Annotated in this window: 14 protein-coding genes; 6 read left to right on the top strand and 8 right to left on the bottom strand. The window is 63.8% G+C overall.

Going from position 1 to position 16,197, the window contains the following annotated elements:
- Positions 1-2: 2 nt before the first annotated feature.
- From C4K40_RS18355 to C4K40_RS18325, 7 genes are all read right to left on the bottom strand, one after another.
- On the bottom strand, positions 3-794 hold the full coding sequence (locus C4K40_RS18355; RefSeq protein ID WP_053130865.1) for a 2-keto-4-pentenoate hydratase: 792 nt from the start codon (positions 792-794) through the stop codon (positions 3-5).
- Positions 791-2,530 carry a bifunctional 3-(3-hydroxy-phenyl)propionate/3-hydroxycinnamic acid hydroxylase gene (locus C4K40_RS18350; protein ID WP_053130862.1) on the bottom strand — a complete coding sequence of 580 codons (1,740 nt, stop codon included), beginning with the start codon at positions 2,528-2,530 and terminating at the stop codon, positions 791-793. Before C4K40_RS18350 ends, C4K40_RS18355 begins: the two co-directional genes overlap by 4 nt.
- On the bottom strand, positions 2,527-3,522 hold the full coding sequence (locus C4K40_RS18345) for a VOC family protein (RefSeq protein WP_053130859.1): 996 nt from the start codon (positions 3,520-3,522) through the stop codon (positions 2,527-2,529). Before C4K40_RS18345 ends, C4K40_RS18350 begins: the two co-directional genes overlap by 4 nt.
- A gap of 15 nt (positions 3,523-3,537) precedes the next feature.
- The gene (locus tag C4K40_RS18340; protein ID WP_053130856.1) at positions 3,538-4,407 is read right to left on the bottom strand and encodes an alpha/beta fold hydrolase; all 870 of its coding nucleotides are present in this window, start codon (positions 4,405-4,407) and stop codon (positions 3,538-3,540) included.
- 184 nt (positions 4,408-4,591) lie between these two features.
- The gene (locus tag C4K40_RS18335; protein ID WP_083456879.1) at positions 4,592-5,956 is read right to left on the bottom strand and encodes a DUF1329 domain-containing protein; all 1,365 of its coding nucleotides are present in this window, start codon (positions 5,954-5,956) and stop codon (positions 4,592-4,594) included.
- Between the two features lie 14 nt (positions 5,957-5,970).
- Entirely contained in the window at positions 5,971-7,827 is a 1,857-nt protein-coding gene (locus C4K40_RS18330; protein WP_053130853.1) for a DUF1302 domain-containing protein, read from the bottom strand.
- Between the two features lie 244 nt (positions 7,828-8,071).
- Positions 8,072-8,680, bottom strand: a complete 609-nt coding sequence (locus tag C4K40_RS18325) for a TetR/AcrR family transcriptional regulator (protein WP_022639186.1) — start codon at positions 8,678-8,680, stop codon at positions 8,072-8,074.
- Between the two features lie 294 nt (positions 8,681-8,974).
- Here C4K40_RS18325 and C4K40_RS18320 point away from each other — a divergent pair, with 294 nt between their 5' ends.
- The 3 genes from C4K40_RS18320 (at position 8,975) to C4K40_RS18310 (ending at position 11,913) form a co-directional block, all read left to right on the top strand.
- Complete coding sequence (locus C4K40_RS18320; protein ID WP_053130851.1) at positions 8,975-10,045, top strand: amidohydrolase family protein; 1,071 nt, start codon at positions 8,975-8,977, stop codon at positions 10,043-10,045.
- 100 nt (positions 10,046-10,145) lie between these two features.
- On the top strand, positions 10,146-11,276 hold the full coding sequence (locus C4K40_RS18315; RefSeq protein ID WP_053130848.1) for an amidohydrolase family protein: 1,131 nt from the start codon (positions 10,146-10,148) through the stop codon (positions 11,274-11,276).
- A gap of 127 nt (positions 11,277-11,403) precedes the next feature.
- Positions 11,404-11,913 (top strand): ProQ/FINO family protein, encoded by a 510-nt coding sequence (locus tag C4K40_RS18310; protein ID WP_053130845.1) that lies wholly within the window; start codon positions 11,404-11,406, stop codon positions 11,911-11,913.
- Between the two features lie 261 nt (positions 11,914-12,174).
- On the opposite strand, the gene C4K40_RS18305 is transcribed toward C4K40_RS18310, so the two are convergent.
- On the bottom strand, positions 12,175-13,185 hold the full coding sequence (locus C4K40_RS18305) for an AraC family transcriptional regulator (protein ID WP_053130842.1): 1,011 nt from the start codon (positions 13,183-13,185) through the stop codon (positions 12,175-12,177).
- Positions 13,186-13,354: 169 nt separating this feature from the next.
- Here C4K40_RS18305 and C4K40_RS18300 point away from each other — a divergent pair, with 169 nt between their 5' ends.
- The 3 genes from C4K40_RS18300 (at position 13,355) to C4K40_RS18290 (ending at position 16,165) form a co-directional block, all read left to right on the top strand.
- Positions 13,355-14,197, top strand: coding sequence for an SDR family NAD(P)-dependent oxidoreductase (locus C4K40_RS18300; protein ID WP_053130840.1), 843 nt, complete (start codon positions 13,355-13,357; stop codon positions 14,195-14,197).
- A 136-nt stretch (positions 14,198-14,333) separates the two neighbouring features.
- Entirely contained in the window at positions 14,334-15,278 is a 945-nt protein-coding gene (locus C4K40_RS18295; protein WP_053130837.1) for an alpha/beta hydrolase, read from the top strand.
- 47 nt (positions 15,279-15,325) lie between these two features.
- Positions 15,326-16,165 carry an SDR family NAD(P)-dependent oxidoreductase gene (locus C4K40_RS18290; protein WP_053130834.1) on the top strand — a complete coding sequence of 280 codons (840 nt, stop codon included), beginning with the start codon at positions 15,326-15,328 and terminating at the stop codon, positions 16,163-16,165.
- Positions 16,166-16,197: the final 32 nt, after the last annotated feature.

Here is a 16,197-nt window from a genome sequence, read left to right as displayed (position 1 = left end):
GCTCAGTAGAAATGGCAGCTGACTTCGCCCAGGCGAGTCAGGCGCAGATGCAGGTGATCGCCCGGGACGACTGGGGTCATCGGGCCTAGCGCACCCGAGAGCAGCACATCGCCGGCCAGCAATGGACGGCCGGACTCGGCCATGGTGCGGGCCAACCACAGGCAGGCATCCAGTGGATTGCCCAGGCAAGCGGCGCCGACCCCAATGGCGGCCTGGCTGCGATTCTTCTCCAGCAACATGCCTTCCAGGCGCAGGTCCAGCGCCGACAGCCGGGTGGCTTGCTTGCCCAGTACGTAGAGGGCGGATGAAGCGTTGTCCGCCACGGTGTCGGCCAAGGTGATCCGCCAGTCGACGATGGCGGAATCGACGATCTCGATGGCCGGCAGCAGGTATTCCACCGCATGCATCAGCTCGGCCAGCGTGGTGTCGGCATGGGGCAGGTCGCGCCCGAGGACGAAGGCGATTTCCCCTTCGGCCTTGGGCTGGATCAGACGACTGCAATCGATGCCCGTGCCGTCGCTGATCTCCATGTCGGCGAACAGCATGCCGAAGTCCGGTTGGTTCACGCCCAACTGTTGCTGCACCGCCGCGGAGGTCAGGCCGATCTTGCGCCCGACCAGTCGCCGGCCCTGGTCCAGGGCGCGCCGGGTGTTGATTTCCTGGACCGCGTAGGCATCGGCCAGGGTGGTGATGCCGAAGGTCGCCGAGATCTGCGGGCAGGGCTCGCGCCGTTGTCGGGCCTGGTTCAATGCTGCAGCCGCCTGGTCGAGGTCGTTCAAGGCGTCGTGGTTCATGCGCTTTTCCTCAGGGGGGCGACAAGAGGCTGTTCATTGGCCAGGTTCGGCTGCCAGCCCAGCTGATGCCGGAGTTCGGCCAGGACGCTGTCCAGTTGCGCGGCGGGTACCAGGGCGAAGACGAACTTGTCCGGGCGTATCACGGCCACCAGGTCGCGACCGCGTCCTGCACGCTTGAACCAACGCACCAGTTCCTCATCGGGCTCCTCGACCTCGACCAGGCCGGCCGGACTGAAACGCTGCACGGCCATGCCCTGGGGACGCCCACCGAAGGGGTAGAGCGTGACGTAGCGGGTATCCAGCGCCGCCAGCAACTGCTGGGACTCGGCCGATAGCGCCACGCGCGGATTGTTCTCCAGGCCCAGCAGGGAGAAGCCTTCGCCCAGCACTTCGTCGAGAAGTACGCGCTTGCCCTTGAAGGTGCGGACCTGCGGCTGGGGCATCAGCTTCCCGGCGACCCCGCGCCAACCATCCCTGGGCAACCCCAGGTAGGAGCCGGGCTTGTAGGTCGGGGTGGGCTTGAAGCCACCCTCGCGCAGCCACTTGCCCAGTACCGGCGTGACATTCAGGGCCCGGACCGCAAAGTTGCGCAGCGCCGTCTTGAATGGATTGGACATGGATACGAAGTCCTTCATCCGCACCGAAATGTCGATCATCGCCTTGGCATGGTGGTAGCGCTCGGTGCCATAGGTGTCGAGCAGCTTGTCCGCAGCCTTGCCGCGCAGTACCGCCTCCAGCTTCCACGCCAGGTTGTAGGCGTCGCGCACTCCGGAGCTCATGCCTTGGCCCATGAACTGTGGAGTCATGTGCGCGGCATCGCCTGCCAGCAGTACGCGACCCTTGCGCCACTCGCGCGCGACCAGAGCGTTGAAGGTGTAGACCAGCTTGCGCTTGACCTCGAACTGGTCCGGGTTCACGTACCGGCTCAGCAGCTTGCGCACGGTGGCCGGGTCCTCCATGTACTCCTTGGTCTGGCCGGGCATCAGCATGAATTCGAAGCGATGGAAGCGCCCGGGCTGCGGACAGCTGACGACCGGGGAGTCCGGGTCGCAGATGAAGTTGAAGTACGGGATGTGGCGCAGCGCATCTTCCCCTTCCTTCATTTCCAGATCGACCACCAGCCAGGGCTCGGGGAAGTTCTTGCCGTCCATGCCGATGCCCAGTTGCTCACGCACGGTGCTGCGTCCACCGTCCGCGCCCACCAGGTAGCGCGCCTTGAGGGTGATCGGCGCCAGGTCGATATCCAGGTCGACGCGGCTGCCGTCACCATCGCCGAAGCGGCAGTTCTGCGTGGCCTGGTGGGTGAGGGTGACCAGCGCGCCGTCCTGCTTGAAGTCCACCAGTTCGCGACCGCGTTCGACCCTTACCGTCGGGTGATTGGCCAGCAGGTCGCTGAGCTTGGTTTCCAGCCAGGGCTGGTAGAGGAAGTTGATCACCGGCCAGCCGAAGCTGCGCTTGAGCTGCCAGTAGCGGCCGATCACTCGTCCATCGGGGAAGGTCCACTGGGCCGGGGTGTCGATCTGCATATCGCCGGCCAGGTCCTTGGCTACCCCCGCGGCTTGCATTACCCGCATGCATTCATCATCGGTGTAGACCGCGCGCGCATTGCCGTAGAACACCGGCTCACGCTCCAGCACCAGCACCGAGAGGCCGCGCTTGCCGAGCAAGTGGGCGAGGGTGGCTCCGGTCGGACCGAGGCCGGCGATGACGACGTCGAAGATTTCAGTAGTGTTCATGGCTGCTCCTGCAGCGGGGAATACTCGGCGTGGCGCAGCGAACGCAGGCCTTGGCCGAAGTTGCCCAGGTTGGTCTTGAGCTTGTTCCAGGTGCCTGGCTTCTGTGGCTTGTGGCCCCACAGGCTGATGCCCTTGTAGGTGGTGACCTGCCAATCGGCCTCGTCGACTTCCAGGGCGTTCCAGCCCAGCTCCAGCTCGAAACCCGAAGGCGTGAGGACGTAGAACGACTGCTCGCGGTCGTTGGGGTGTTCGCCGATTTCATGGGCCATCTCGAAGCCCAGCTTGCGGCAACGCAGGAAGGCGTCGGTCAGGCCGGCGACCGAGGTGGTCAGAAGGTTCATGTGCTGGGCCTTGGTGCGGATCGGGTCGAGCGCCAGGCCCCGTACCTGGGCGATGGCGATCGAGTGATGGCGCGGGTTGACGCGAAAGAACTCGATGTCCAGCGTTACTCCAGCCAGATGCTCGACGACGCTGTCGCTCTGGCGGGCATCGAATATTTCCTGCCAGAAGCGGCGCATGTCCTTGCCGCGACGACTGGTGATCGCCAGGTGGCCCATGCCGGATTCACCGGTAATGAAGCCCTCGCTGAGCATGCTCAGGGGCTCTTGTGTGGTCAGTGGCTCGACGAACAGCTCGATGGCCATGCGCTTGGGGCCAAGCACTCGCCAGAAGCGCGCCACACCGCGTTCTGCCGCCTGGGCCGCAGTGCTTTCGTGGATGGCGATACCGCGGGCCCTCAGGCGCTGCAGCACGATGTGCAGGGTGTCCTGGTCGTGCAACTGCCAGCCAATGGCGGCGAAGTCTTCCGCGGGGCCGTGTTTGACGATGATGCGCCGTTGGTGCTGGTCCATGCGAAACGCCAGGAGCTGGCTGTCCGCATGTTCAAGGTGCAGGCCGATGCCGCCTTGCAGCAGCGCCTGCCAGCGGTCCAGCTGGTTCGACTCGATGACCGCATAACCCATGCTGCTGGCGCCGAAGATGTCCTGTTTCATAGGGATTCCTTGTCTTCAGGCCGGGTTGTGGCAGGCGAGGAAGCTGGCGGTGACGGCGTTGAATTCGCTGGCGCGTTCCCACTGCACCCAGTGCCCGGTCTTGCTGAACAGGTACAGGTCGCAGTTGGGCATGCGCTTGCACAAGGTCTGGCCGCCACTGGGACGATTGACCTTGTCCTCCGTGCCCCACAGCACCAGGGTCGGGACCTGGCAACGGTCGAGCCGCGGATCGCGGGTCAGGTCCATGCGCACTGCGGCCTTCAGGCCTGTAGGGCGGCGCAGGGGCGGTGCGGCGACCACTTCAGGGTCGGTGCTGGCGCGATAGCGCTCGGCGATCATGGCGTCGGTCACCAGGCTGCTGTCGTAGACGAGGTCTTCGCGGATGAAGCGGGTGATCTTCTCCAGCGTCGGGCCCGCGCCGTTGTAGTAGTCGAGCAGGTGGTTCAGCCCCTTGGTGGGCAGGCTACGTGTGGTGTTGATGCCGCCCGGGCCCATCAGCACCAGGGCCGAGACCCGGGTTGGCGCTTCCAGGGCCATGCGCAGGGCGCAGGAGCCGCCGAGGGAGTTGCCGGCCAGGTGCGCGGACTTGATCTGCAATGCGTCGAGCAGGCCGAGCATGCTCTGGGCCAGGTCGCCGAAGCAGTCGCTGCGGTCCAGGCCCTTGGTCGATTGCCCATAGCCCGGCATGTCTACCACCAGTACGCGAAACTGCTTGGCCAGTGCTTCGATGTTGCGCGAGTAATTGGACATTCCGGAGGCGCCCGCTCCGCCGCCGTGCAGCATGAGCAGGGGATGGCCCTGGCCCACCTCGCTGAGGAAGATTTGCCGTCGGCCAACCCTGACGTGGCGGGATGTAAGACCTGGAATGGCTGCGATGTCGTTCATGTGCTCTCCAGAAATACCTGATTATTTTTGTCCTGATGAATCTATATCTGCTCATTAATGAACACAAGTGTTCATTCTGTGGTTGTGGTGATCTTTCGCAGGACACGAGCATGGCGTCCTGCGCAAGCCGCGTGGTCATGCGGCGGGGATCTGGGGGCGTCCCCTTGGGCCTAGAAGGCTGGAATCAACGAATGCCTTCGTTGCGCAGGGCCGCCGGGGTGTACTCGGAGGACACCGAGGAGAAGCCGAACTCGATCGGTTCCTTTTCCTCGTTGCGCATGCCGGAGACGATGTAGCGGCCATTGATCAGGTCGTACAGGACCTCGACGCCGAGCCAGGGCACCTGCACGTCGTACAACGGAGTCAGGTGGCCTTCGGCGGTGCGCCACAGCATGCCGTGGGAGTCGTAGTGATCGGCCAGGACGATCTGCCAGGAGTCCTCGTCAATGAAGAACACCCGCTTGGCGTAGATATGCCGCTCGCCCTGCTTGAGGGTGCCCTCGACCTGCCAGACGCGGTGCAACTCATAGCGGGTGTGGGCCGGGTTCAGGTGGCCGGCCTGGACGATGTCGCTGTACTTGAGCTTCGGCGAATCCAGCTTGAAGCTGTTGTAGGGGATATAGATCTCGCGCTTGCCCACCAGCTTCCAGTCGTAGCGGTCGGGTGCGCCGTTGTACATGTCCAGGTTGTCGGACACCCGCTGCCCCTCGGAAGCCGGGTAGGGGCCGTCGTAGGAAATTTGCGGCGCGCGCCGCACCCGCCGCTGTCCGGCGTTGTAGATCCAGGCCATGCGGGGGTCCTTCACCTGGTTCAGGGTCTCATGCACCAGCACCACATCCCCGGCCTGGCGCGCTGGCGCGGTGATCAGCTGCTTGTAGTAGAACAGCACGTTGCCCGGATCGGCCGGATTGAAATCCTTGATCCGGTCGCGAAAGGTGAACTGTTGCTTGAAGTACACCGGCACGAAGGTGCCGCTGGCCAGGGGTGTGGCCTGCACGTGGGTGCGCTTGGCGCTGCCGCCGCGGTAGCGGGTGATGTGGTTCCACAGCACTTGCAGGCCATCCTGCGGGATCGGGAAGGGAATGGACGTGGCGAACTCGGACAGGCCGTTGCCGCCTTCGACCAGCCTGGTCTTGGTCGCATTGTCCTTGGCGTCCCGGTAGACCGCATCGGGCAGGCTGGCCGTGCGATGGCTGGGGTAGACCGGTATCCGGTAGGTGGCATAGCGCTTGAGCATCGCCTGCTGGCCCGGGCTCAGCTTGTCCTGGTACTGGGCCATGTTCTGCGCGGTGATGGTGAACAGCGGCTGTTCATTGGCGAAGGGATCGCTGAGGAAGCCTTCGCGGCTGAGGGTTCCCGCGCTCTTGGGCAGGCCACCGGTCCAGGCGGGGATGCTGCCATCGGCGTTGCCCTGCATTTGCGCACCAGTGGGGGTCAGGCTGGAGCCCAGCTGTTGGGCCTGCTCGGGACTGACCGCCGCCAGGGCGGGGAGGGTGCTGAAACTGCAGGCAAGGGCGAGTGAGCAGGCAGAGAGTATTTTGTTATTCATCTTGGTAACTCCACTTAGAACGATACGGCGAAACTCAGGGCGGCATAGTCGCGATCGGTCATCGCGTTGTAGTCGCCGCCAAAGAAGTCGGTGTAGGTGAGGCTGGCGGTGTAGGTATTGAGGTAGACGGCGTCCAGGCCCAGGCTGATGGCCTTGGCGCCTTCGTTGAAGCCAGGCTCCGGCCCGTAGCCCTTGACGTCATGGGACCAGGCCAGGCTGGGCTTGAGATCGACACCGTCGAACACGTTGCTGTATTCCCAGATCGCCCGCGCCCGATAACCCCAGGAGGTGCTGGTGGTGTAGCCGTCATTCGTGCAGTACTGCGGGGTCTTGGTGTTGATCTGGCTGGTGCAGATGCTGTTGTCGGCCAGCTCGCCCATGCCGAAGGTGGGATTGCGCCCATAGCGCAGTCCGCTGCCCCCCATGCCGCTGACGTGGGTCACCCCGACCTCACCGATCAGGGTCAGGCGGTCGGCCCCCATGACCTGGTCGAAGAAGTGTGTGGCACTGACCTGGGCCTGGGTCAGCTCCTTGCGCTGGTAACCCTTGATCGAGCTGCTGTTGGCAATGGGTAGGTAACCCGAGGACAGCACCGGTGACGCGCTGGGGTCGCCGAAGGTGGCGGCGATGAGGTCGGCCGAGTTGATCTGGATCGGCATGTTCGGCCGGTAGCTGAGCTCGCCGGAGAGAATGGTGCCGGTGGGCAAGCTGGTGCTGAAACTCAGGCCGTACAGCTGGATATCTTCCGGGTAGTCGGCGAGGTACTGCGAGGTACCCAGCCTGTAGGCCTGGGCCGCCGCTTGGCCCAGGGGACTGCCAAGGAGCGCATTGCACACGGCCGGATTGCCGATGCCGAGGTTGGCGCAGATCGGGCCGGCGAAGCCCCGGTCGGCCATGTGCGGGCTGGTGATGCCGCTGATGTAGGCCATGCGGCTGTGGTAGTTCATGAAGTAGGCGGCGAACTCGCTGTTCAGCTCCGGGGCGAACCAGCGCAGTGCCGCGCCCCATTGCCCGTCGTTGCGCGGATCGTTGTCGTGCCCCCGTGGCACGCGGATGCCCTCACTGGTCAGGTCGATGCCCAAAGGCGACAACGCAGCCTGGGCCAGGGCGTTCTGATTCAGCGCGGGGCCGGCGGTCAGGCCGGTACAACCGTCGGGCAGCGCATCGTTGACGGCGAAGAACGTGCCGCAGTTGTCGATCACGCTCTGGTCCCAGGCCAGCTGGTAGAACAGCTCGGTGCTCAGGTTGTCCGTGAGGTTCTGCGACAGGTAGAACATGTTGACCGGGATCAGGCCTTCCTTGATCTCGGAACCAGGGCGGCGCAACGCGGCGAAATCTACCGGGTTGATGCTGTTGATGCCGCCCTGGATGAAGGTGCTCTCGCCCCAGTTCACCACCTGCTTGCCCAGGCGCACGGTGCCCGGCAGGTCGCCGATGGTGTAGCTGTGATAGACGAAGGCGTCGAGCAATTGCACGCCGCTGGACTGGGCGCCGGGCTTGCGCCCGTGGTCGTCGATATCCTTGAACGGGCGGCTCTCGTCCTTGAGCTCGAAGTCGTACCAGTACTTGCCGCGCAGGAACACGCCGGTATCGCCATGGCTTAGCTGCAGGTCGTGGATGCCCTTGAAGAGCTTGGAGAAGGTCTCGCCCTTCTTGAAGTTGCGCCGGCCGTCGTCGGTGATGCTGCTGCCCAAAAGGTCGGGGTCCGGGTTGCGCAACGCCCAACTGGCGCCGACGGAAAGGGTGGAGTCCAGCTGGCCATCGATTTCGCCGATGGCAAAGCTCACGGCCTGGGCTTGGGCGCAACCCAGGGTTGCAAGGCTGATGACACTGGCGAGCCGGATTGCCCGCCTTAGGGGGTGCTTGAGCATCTTCACTACCTCTTGTTGTTCTTGTTTTGCGACGCAGGCTCTTTTTGCGGGACGAGCCGACCCGTACAGGTCATCGAGGGTTCGATGAAGTCCGTATTCGTCGGGGTGATGGATTTGCCCCCAGGGTACTGGCGGGCGGCTGATCAGCAGGTGCGGCCGGTTGGCCTGGCCTGTCCGTGCACTTTTTTTAAGGCAATAAGCTCCTCCTGCGCATCACGTGGTGCGCTTTGCAGAACCAGGTCGATCAGTCTTCCAGGGGGGGAAGCTCCGGAAGTGGGGCCGTGGCGAATTCCCGGGCGGCATCCGCCGGAACGCCCAGGGCACGCAGCACGAACTCGGCGGTATCGGCGCCGGCGTCGCGCCAGGTCTTGTGCCCTTGCAGGACGAGGCTGATGGCCAGTAGCACCGAGCCGGCGGCCACGCCAATGACCGACAAGAGCTGCTCCTGGCGGAAGCTGTAGCGCTGGCTGGCGAGCCCTTCGAGGATGTCCCTTACCGGTGGGCCATCCCACAAGGCCTGCAGCGAGGCATGGGAGGCTCCGTAGCGCACCAGGAAGCTGCCCCAGTGGCGTTCCTCGTGGGCCCGGCGGATGTAGAAGCGAATGCCATTGGACAGGCGTTGCGCCGGATCCAGCCCGGGGGCTGCGCTCCTGCCAACGCGTTCGTTCATCTCGGATGCGAGTTTGGTGGCGACCGTCTCGAACAGCGAGTCGATGGAGTCGAGGTTCTTGTACACCGTGTTGCGCGCCAACCCGGCCTTCTGGGCCAGTTCGCTGACGTTGATGTCAGCCAGTTCCTTCTGGGCGAACAGCTGCAGGGCGGCGTCATGGATACGCTTTTGGATGATGCTCACGGATTCAGGCCTTCGCAACGTTGAATGCTCGCTAGTGAACACTGCTGTTCACGTTAAATCAACTGACGCACCGCCTATTTTTTCCCCGTATGTCCTCTGAAAAACCGGGTAAAGGAATTTACTCAATGTTTTTCAAGGAGTTATAGATTTTTAGAGAGTGTGGTTGGCGAATGAAGTGCATCTCGCTGATGAATAATTCTTGATCTATGTGAACAGTGGTGATCATCATTAAGCGGTTGTGTTAGTGGTGAGTCGCCATTCGACTCTAACTCCGTGTTTGCCAAGGTAACCCTCATGGCTATCCAGCAAGGGCGCATAGACGTCCATCACCATGTCATTCCCCCTGCCTTCGTCGCCACCATGCAAGCCAAGGGTATCCAGAAGGTCGCCGGGGCCCTGCTGCCCAAGTGGACGCCGGAAAAGTCCATTGCCGTGATGGATGCCAACGGCATTCAAACGGCGATTGCCTCGCTCTCCGCTCCGGGCGTGCACTTCGGTGATGGCCCGGCCCAGGCCGTCGACCTGGCCAGGCGTTGCAATGAGTTCTGCGCGGGGATGATGGCCCGCTATCCGGGCCGGTTCGGCTTCTTCGCGGTGCTGCCCATGCCCTTCACGGCACACGCTTGCAGCGAAGCCATCTACGCCCTGGACGTGCTCAAGGCCGATGGGGTGGTGCTGCTGGGCAGTACCGACGGCCATTTCCTTGGCGACCCGCTGTTCGATGAGTTGATGAGCGAGCTGGATCGCCGCGGGGCGGTGGTCTTCGTGCATCCCAACCTGCATGCGACCAGCATCGACATCGCCCTGGACATGCCGGGCTTTCTCATCGAGTTTCTCTGTGACACCACCCGAGCCGCCGTCAACCTGATCCTCACCGGAACCCAGGAGAAGTATCCCCGTACCCGCTGGATCCTGGCCCATGCCGGCGGCTTCCTGCCGTTCGTGGCCGGGCGCTTGAGCGCGGTGGACCTCGGCGATCTGCAGCGCCATGTGCCCCAAGGCGTGCAGCACTATATCGAGCGCTTCTACTTCGATACCGCGCTGTCGCCGTCACGCTACTCCATGGTGGCCTTGAAGGAGCTGGTGGACCCTTCGCACATCCTGTTCGGCAGCGACTTTCCGTTTGCCCCGGCCCCGGCCTCGGCCCTGCAATGCCGCACCCTGGATAAGTCCGACGTATTTGCCGAACCGACCAAATACGGCATTGCCCGGGGCCATGCGCTCGAGCTGTTCCCCCAGTACCGCCGGCCCGACGAGGTGGTCACGGCCTCTGCGATCTTCAAGGACGAGTCCGTGGCGGAGCGGTTGCGGCGGGCAATGACCAGGCCGATGTCCGGCCTCGCCGAGTCCATGCGAGATCGTTGATTTCCAGGGTTTACCTATAAGCACATGAGGTGGTCATGAAAGGTCTTACGTTGGTCGTGGGTGCTGACGCGCTCGTGGGGGCAGGGAGTTGGCCTCGTACATGAACAACACATCGGAGAACAAACCGCTGGGGCGCCTCGACCCTGTTGCAGGCGAGGCGACCGACACCGCCGTCGCACGGGGGGGCAGCATCGACATTCACCGTCATACCCGGTCTCCGGCTTTGCGCGGCGTGCTGGCCCGTCACAACACCCGGTCGCTGGCCGGGCAGGAGCTGCCCGATTGGTCGCCCGAGTCGTTCATGGCGTCCATGGAGGAGGAGGGCGTGCAGACGGCCATCACCTCTGAAGTACTGCCTGGCATCCAGCTGGCCGCAACTGAACTGGCCGCTTTTTCCCGCGGCAGCAACGAGTTCTCCCGTGCCCTGGCCCAGCGCTACAAGGGGCGGGTCGGGTTCTTCGCGCACCTGCCATTGCCCTACACCCAGCTGGCTTGCGCCGAGGCCGTCCACGCGCTGGATATCCTGCGCGCCGATGGCGTGGTGCTGATGGCCAGCAACGAGGGGAAATTCCTCGGCGATCCGCTGTTCGAGGAGCTGATGCACGAACTGAACCAGCGCAGTGCGGTCGTCTTCGTCCACCCCAATGTGCCGGCCAAGGATGCTCTCGGCCTGGGCACGCCACTGAGCGTGGTCGAATACCCCTGCGATGTTACGCGAGCGGGGTTGAACCTGATCCTGTCGGGCACCATGGAGCGTTTCCCCAGGATCCGCTGGATCCTCGCCCATGCCGGAGGCTTCCTGCCCTATGTCGCCTGGCGGGTATCGCTGGCGAACACCATGATCGAGTACGGCGACACCGCCCCTCAGGGCGTTCTGACCTACCTGAGGCGCTTCTACCTGGATACCGCCACCTCGCTATCGCGTCCGGCCATGGCCACGTTGCGCGAGCTGTTCGAGCCGGATCGGTTGCTGTTCGGCACCGACAGCCCCTTCGCCTCGGGCGCCCGTAGCCGCGCGCAGGTCCAGGAGCTGGTCGCCTCTGGCTTCTGGAGCGCCGGTGCGGCTGTCGGTGTCGAACGTGGCAACGCCCTGGGTTTGTTCCCTGGCTACAAACAGCCCAATGAGCGAGTTGGCCCGTTGCCCATCTTCGAGCAGGAATCGCTCCTTGCCGGCGCCAGGCGCCAGGTACTTGCGCCATTGCGCACGATTGCCCAGAAGCTGAGGGAGTGAGAGCCGAGGCCCTGGGGCCAGCTACCGCTCGGAGTGCGGTGTTGATTTCGTTGTTGGTTTAGGCTGCTCCAAACGACTGCTTGGGGTAATCTTGCGCCACGAATCAACCATGAAGCTGAAATGAACGATGGGTTTTGAGCAACTAGCTGAGCTACGTGACCGCCTGCGGGCTGAACAACAGCAGGTAAAAACTGAAAGCAGCAAACAGGGTAAGCGCAAACCTGCGCCGCACACCAAGCCCCGTGAGCAAGATCCTGCGGTAGAGGCCATCTGGCGATTGCAGAAGCACTTTCCACTGGCCTTTCCGGTCAATCCGGCGCCCAAGGTTCCGCTCAAGGAGGGCATCTTCAAGGATGCCGAGCAGCACCTGGAACTGCTCGGCCTGACCAGCGAGCAGCTCAAGCTGGGTATCGCTACCTGGTGCAAGGGCAGTCGCTACTGGACCTGCATGACCCAGGATGCGCCGCGGCTCGACCTGGATGGCCAGGCTGCTGGTACGGTCACCGCCTCCCAGGCGCTGCATGCCAGGCAGCAGGCCTCACGCCAGCGTGGACAAGCGCGACGCAAACAGTCCAAGCCCAAGGAACGTCCCCAGGAGCAGGGGACAGAGGACGCCACTGAACAAGTCGTGGTCTGAAGCCTCTCCGGGCCTCGCTCGTACGGCCACGGCCTTGAGCTTTCAGCACGCTGCCCGCAATGGGCAGCGTGATGGCGGTTCCTGGTGCGTTGGCCGAGGGTGAAGGCGCTTGATGGCAGATGAGCGCTATACCGGTATTTCCAGGAATCGCTGGGTACTTCACTGACCCCGGGCCTACCTTTCATGCCTGGCCTGTGTCGTCAGGCGAAGGGCCCGGACGCGAATGCCCGGGCTGCCTTGAAGCAAGGGCCGGCATTCTTCCTAGGAGCGCTGGTTCTGCCGGGCTTCAAGTGGCGTTTGCCCACTCCACTCCTTGAATGCCCGGGTGAAGGCGCTGTGTTCCGAATACCCCAGGAGCATGGCGATATCGACGATCTGCAGGCGCGGGTCGCGCAGGTATGACAAGGCCAGTTCATGGCGCACCAGGTTCAGTTCGCCGCGAAAAGTGGTGCCGGTCTCTTGCAGGCGCCGTTGCAGGGTCCGCGGGGAGAGACGAAGCCGGGCCCCGATTCGCTCGATGCTTGGTTCACCCTCGTGCAGCTCCCTGGAAATGGTCTTGCGTACCTGCTCCACCATCTCATCCTGCTGTGGCAGTTGTGCCAGGAGCCGGTCCGCATGCTGTTCCAGCAATGTGATCAGCGCCGGGTCAGGGCTTTTCAGCGGCATAGCCAGCACATCCGAGGCAAAGCGCATCACCGCTTGCGCCTGGGCAAAACGCACGGGGCAGCCAAAGAACTCTTCATAAGGGCCAGGGTCAGTGGGACCTTGATGATTGAAGTCGATCTGGATCGGATCGACCGCGCCAACGACCAGGTCGCGGCAGAACTGGACCATCGCCACGGTTCCCGTTTCATTGACCAAGGGGCCGGGCTGGTACTCGCTGGTGTCCCAGACGATTTCCACCCAGCCCTGTCCTTCACGGCGATACATCGGCAGGACATCGAACACCAGGCGCAGATAACGCTCCAGGCGCGCCAGGGCCGCCTCGAGGGTGTTGCAGGCCAGGAGCACCGAACCGAGCACTCCAAAGTGTCGGGCGCTGATCGTCCGGCCCAGGTGGATGCCCAGCAGCGGATCGCCCAGCTGCCGCGCAGCCATGGCCAGCATATGTTCCCAGTGCTCGACGTCGACTCCTCCGGCGCCGTTCGGATCCGGCTGCGGCCAAGGTTCTTCGAGCACTGAAACCGGATCGTGCCCGTGGGCTTTCAGGTAGTCGTAAAGCAGTTGCACGTAGGTTTCCGGAACCACGCGCCGGTGCAGTGGCTGGCTCATGCGAGCTCTCGATTGTTGTTTGGCGCAAAGTGTCAAGCCGTGCGACGGGTAGCGTCAAGCCGTTCTTTGGGCAGTGGTCAAGAATGCCCATACACGCTGCTTCGAGCGCGATGCGCTGCTGAACAGAGTGCTTGCCCACCCCTCCCCGAGACTTGCTGAAGGTGCTGCCATGAACAACTACGACCTCAAAGGCCGCGTGATCGCCATCACCGGCGCCACAGGAGGACTGGGTAGAGCCGCGGCCCAGGCGCTGCGGGGCAGGGGGGCCAAGCTGGCGTTGCTCGACCTGGATCTTGAGGTCCTGGATAAACAGGCCGCGACCTTGGGTAAGCCCGATGAGGTGGCGGGCTGGGTCGCTGACGTACGCTCGCTGGATAGCCTGGAAACGGCCCTGGCGGCCGTTGCGCAGCACTTCGGGGGAGTCGACGTGGTGGTGGCGGCCGCCGGCGTGGCTACCCAGGAAAGCATGGAGTCCATGAGCCCGGAGGTTTTCGAGCGGACTATCGATATCAACCTCAACGGCGTGTGGCGGACCTTCCGCGCGGCGCTTCCCCATGTGAGGAAACGCCAGGGTTACTTGTTGGCCGTCTCGTCCATGGCTGCCTTCGTGCATTCGCCCCTGAACTCCCATTACTGCGCCAGCAAGGCTGGCGTCTGGGCCATGTGCGACAGCATTCGCCTGGAGTTGGCGCAGTTGCGGGTAGGGGTCGGGTCTCTTCACCCAACTTTCTTCATGACACCCATGATGGATGCCGCGCTCCAGGGGCGTTGTAGTGCGCTGGTCTGGAACAACCACCAGGGGCTCTGGAAATTGGTGTCGTTGGAGCAGGTGGTCGCGGCGCTGGTCGACTGCATCGAGCGTCGGCGCGACACGGTCACCGTGCCGGGGAGCAACAGCCTGGTGGCCAAGGCGCCCGGGCTGCTACGGCGGATCATCGAGCGCATTGGCTTCGACCCTGACCGCGTCGCCAAGGCTGTTAGAGAGCAGGCCAATCTCCAGGAGGCAGGCTAACCGCACGCGCCTGCCGGGCCGCAGTCCACTGTGTTGTTGGCGTGAACTGATAAGCGGGCCGGCGGATAGCGTCAAGCAGGGCCGTTTTACCTTGCCAACAATGCAATTACGCCAGCTATTCCAACGGAAGCGAACCATGAGCGATATCAGTGAGTCCCCGGTCTCGACAACGCTGCACTTCTACTCCAATGCCACTCGCTGCGTAGCCGACTTCTATCGGCCGGCAGGTGCCGGGCCGTTCCCTGTGGTGGTGATGGCCCACGGGCTGGGTGGCACCCGGGGAATGCGTATTCCTGCTTTCGCTCAACGCTTCGTGGCGGCCGGGTACGCCTGCCTGGCCTTTGATTACCGGCACTTTGGCGACAGCGATGGCGAGCCTCGCCAATTGCTGCATATCAAGCGCCAGCTGGAGGACTGGCACGCAGCGCTTGCCCATGCTCGAAGCCTTGCGGAAGTGGACCCGGAGCGTGTGGCGATCTGGGGCACTTCCTTTGGTGGCGGGCATGTGCTGACGATCGCCGCCGAGGACCCGCAGGTGGCTGCGGTGATTTCCCAGTGCCCCTTCACCGATGGCCTGGCCTCCAGTCTCGTCACCCAGCCGCTGGTGTCCATCAAGCTCACCGCGCTGGCGGTGCTGGACCGCCTCGGCGCGATGCTCGGTGCCAGGCCGGTGATGGCCGCGCTCGCCGGCCAGCCGGGTGAGACGGCGTTCATGACTTCGCCCGATAGCTGGGGCGGGTACCACGGGCTGATCGCTCCCGGTGCCAGCAATCGCAACGAAATCGCCGCACGCTTCGCCCTGGACATCATCCGCTACTACCCCGGGCGCCGGACTCCCGCGATTCAAGCTCCCGTGCTGTTCAGCGTTTGCGACCCCGATAGCGTGGCTCCGGCCAAGGCGACCCTGCGACACGCCGGGCGCGCTCCGCATCACGAGATCAAGCGTTATCCCTACGGCCACTTCGCTATCTATGTCGGCAAGCCGTTCGAGGAAGTGGTGGCCGACCAGGTCGACTTCCTCCTGCGCACGGTCCCGGTGGCGCCAAAGAACAATGAGCCTGAACGGCGCTCCCGTGGATAACGCGGCCTGTGTACTCCCTGCATCCAAGACTCGCTAGGAAAGCAACCATGACCCGTTACGTACTCAGAGATCGCGTCATCGCCATCACCGGCGCCACCGGCGGCCTTGGCAGGGCCGCTGCCATCGCACTGCGCGGGAAGGGGGCCAAGCTGGTCCTGTTGGACCTGGACCGCGACAGCCTCAATGCCCTGGCAATCGACCTGGGCGGTCCCGGCGTTGCCGCTGGCTGGGTGGCCGACGCGCGTTCGCTGCAGAGCCTGGAGGCGGCGCTCAAGGATGCTGCAGGGCATTTTGGCGGCATCGATGTGGTGATCGCCGGGGCGGGCATCGGCTCTCCCGAATCGCTGGAGTCCATGGAACCTGCCGCCTTCGACCGGGTTGTCGATATCAACCTCAACGGCGTCTGGCGCACCTTCCGTGCCGCTCTGCCGTATGTCAAGGCGCGCCAGGGTTACCTGCTGGCCATCTCCTCGATGGCGGCGTTCGTGCATTCGCCCCTGAACGCGCACTACACCGCCAGCAAGGCTGGGGTCTGGGCCCTGTGCGACAGCATTCGCCTGGAGCTCAAGCCCCAGGGCGTCGGGGTGGGGAGTTTTCATCCGACGTTCTTCCAGACGCCGATGATGGAGGCGGTCATCGATCATCCGTGCAGCGCCCTGGTGTGGAACAACCACCGGGGCATCTGGAAGTTCGTGGCGCTGGACCAGGTGGTTGCTTCCCTCGTCGACTGCATCGAGCGCCGGCGTGACCTGGTCACGGTGCCGAGCAGCAACGGCATGGTGGCCAAAGCATGCGGTCTGCTGCGGCGCTTGATCGAGCGGATCGGCTTCGAGCCAAGCAAGGTGGCTGAAGCGGTACGACTCACGAACACCCGCAAGACGTCCTGAGCACCGCCGGCCGGCGCTGTCCCGTGGGTCAT

It is taken from the genome of Pseudomonas sp. CMR5c (genome assembly GCF_003850545.1).
Lineage (GTDB): Bacteria > Pseudomonadota > Gammaproteobacteria > Pseudomonadales > Pseudomonadaceae > Aquipseudomonas > Aquipseudomonas piscis.
Note: the sequence above shows the minus strand (reverse complement) of the source record. Positions and strands in the feature narration are given on the sequence as shown.

Bases quoted from the DNA above. Each gene is read 5' to 3' on its own strand.
- C4K40_RS18355 (WP_053130865.1), bottom strand. From the start codon at position 794: ATGAACCACGACGCCTTGAACGACCTCGACCAGGCGGCTGCAGCATTG.
- C4K40_RS18350 (WP_053130862.1), bottom strand. From the start codon at position 2,530: ATGAACACTACTGAAATCTTCGACGTCGTCATCGCCGGCCTCGGTCCG.
- C4K40_RS18345 (WP_053130859.1), bottom strand. From the start codon at position 3,522: ATGAAACAGGACATCTTCGGCGCCAGCAGCATGGGTTATGCGGTCATC.
- C4K40_RS18340 (WP_053130856.1), bottom strand. From the start codon at position 4,407: ATGAACGACATCGCAGCCATTCCAGGTCTTACATCCCGCCACGTCAGG.
- C4K40_RS18335 (WP_083456879.1), bottom strand. From the start codon at position 5,956: ATGAATAACAAAATACTCTCTGCCTGCTCACTCGCCCTTGCCTGCAGT.
- C4K40_RS18330 (WP_053130853.1), bottom strand. From the start codon at position 7,827: ATGCTCAAGCACCCCCTAAGGCGGGCAATCCGGCTCGCCAGTGTCATC.
- C4K40_RS18320 (WP_053130851.1), top strand. From the start codon at position 8,975: ATGGCTATCCAGCAAGGGCGCATAGACGTCCATCACCATGTCATTCCC.
- C4K40_RS18315 (WP_053130848.1), top strand. From the start codon at position 10,146: ATGAACAACACATCGGAGAACAAACCGCTGGGGCGCCTCGACCCTGTT.
- C4K40_RS18310 (WP_053130845.1), top strand. From the start codon at position 11,404: ATGGGTTTTGAGCAACTAGCTGAGCTACGTGACCGCCTGCGGGCTGAA.
- C4K40_RS18305 (WP_053130842.1), bottom strand. From the start codon at position 13,185: ATGAGCCAGCCACTGCACCGGCGCGTGGTTCCGGAAACCTACGTGCAA.
- C4K40_RS18300 (WP_053130840.1), top strand. From the start codon at position 13,355: ATGAACAACTACGACCTCAAAGGCCGCGTGATCGCCATCACCGGCGCC.
- C4K40_RS18295 (WP_053130837.1), top strand. From the start codon at position 14,334: ATGAGCGATATCAGTGAGTCCCCGGTCTCGACAACGCTGCACTTCTAC.
- C4K40_RS18290 (WP_053130834.1), top strand. From the start codon at position 15,326: ATGACCCGTTACGTACTCAGAGATCGCGTCATCGCCATCACCGGCGCC.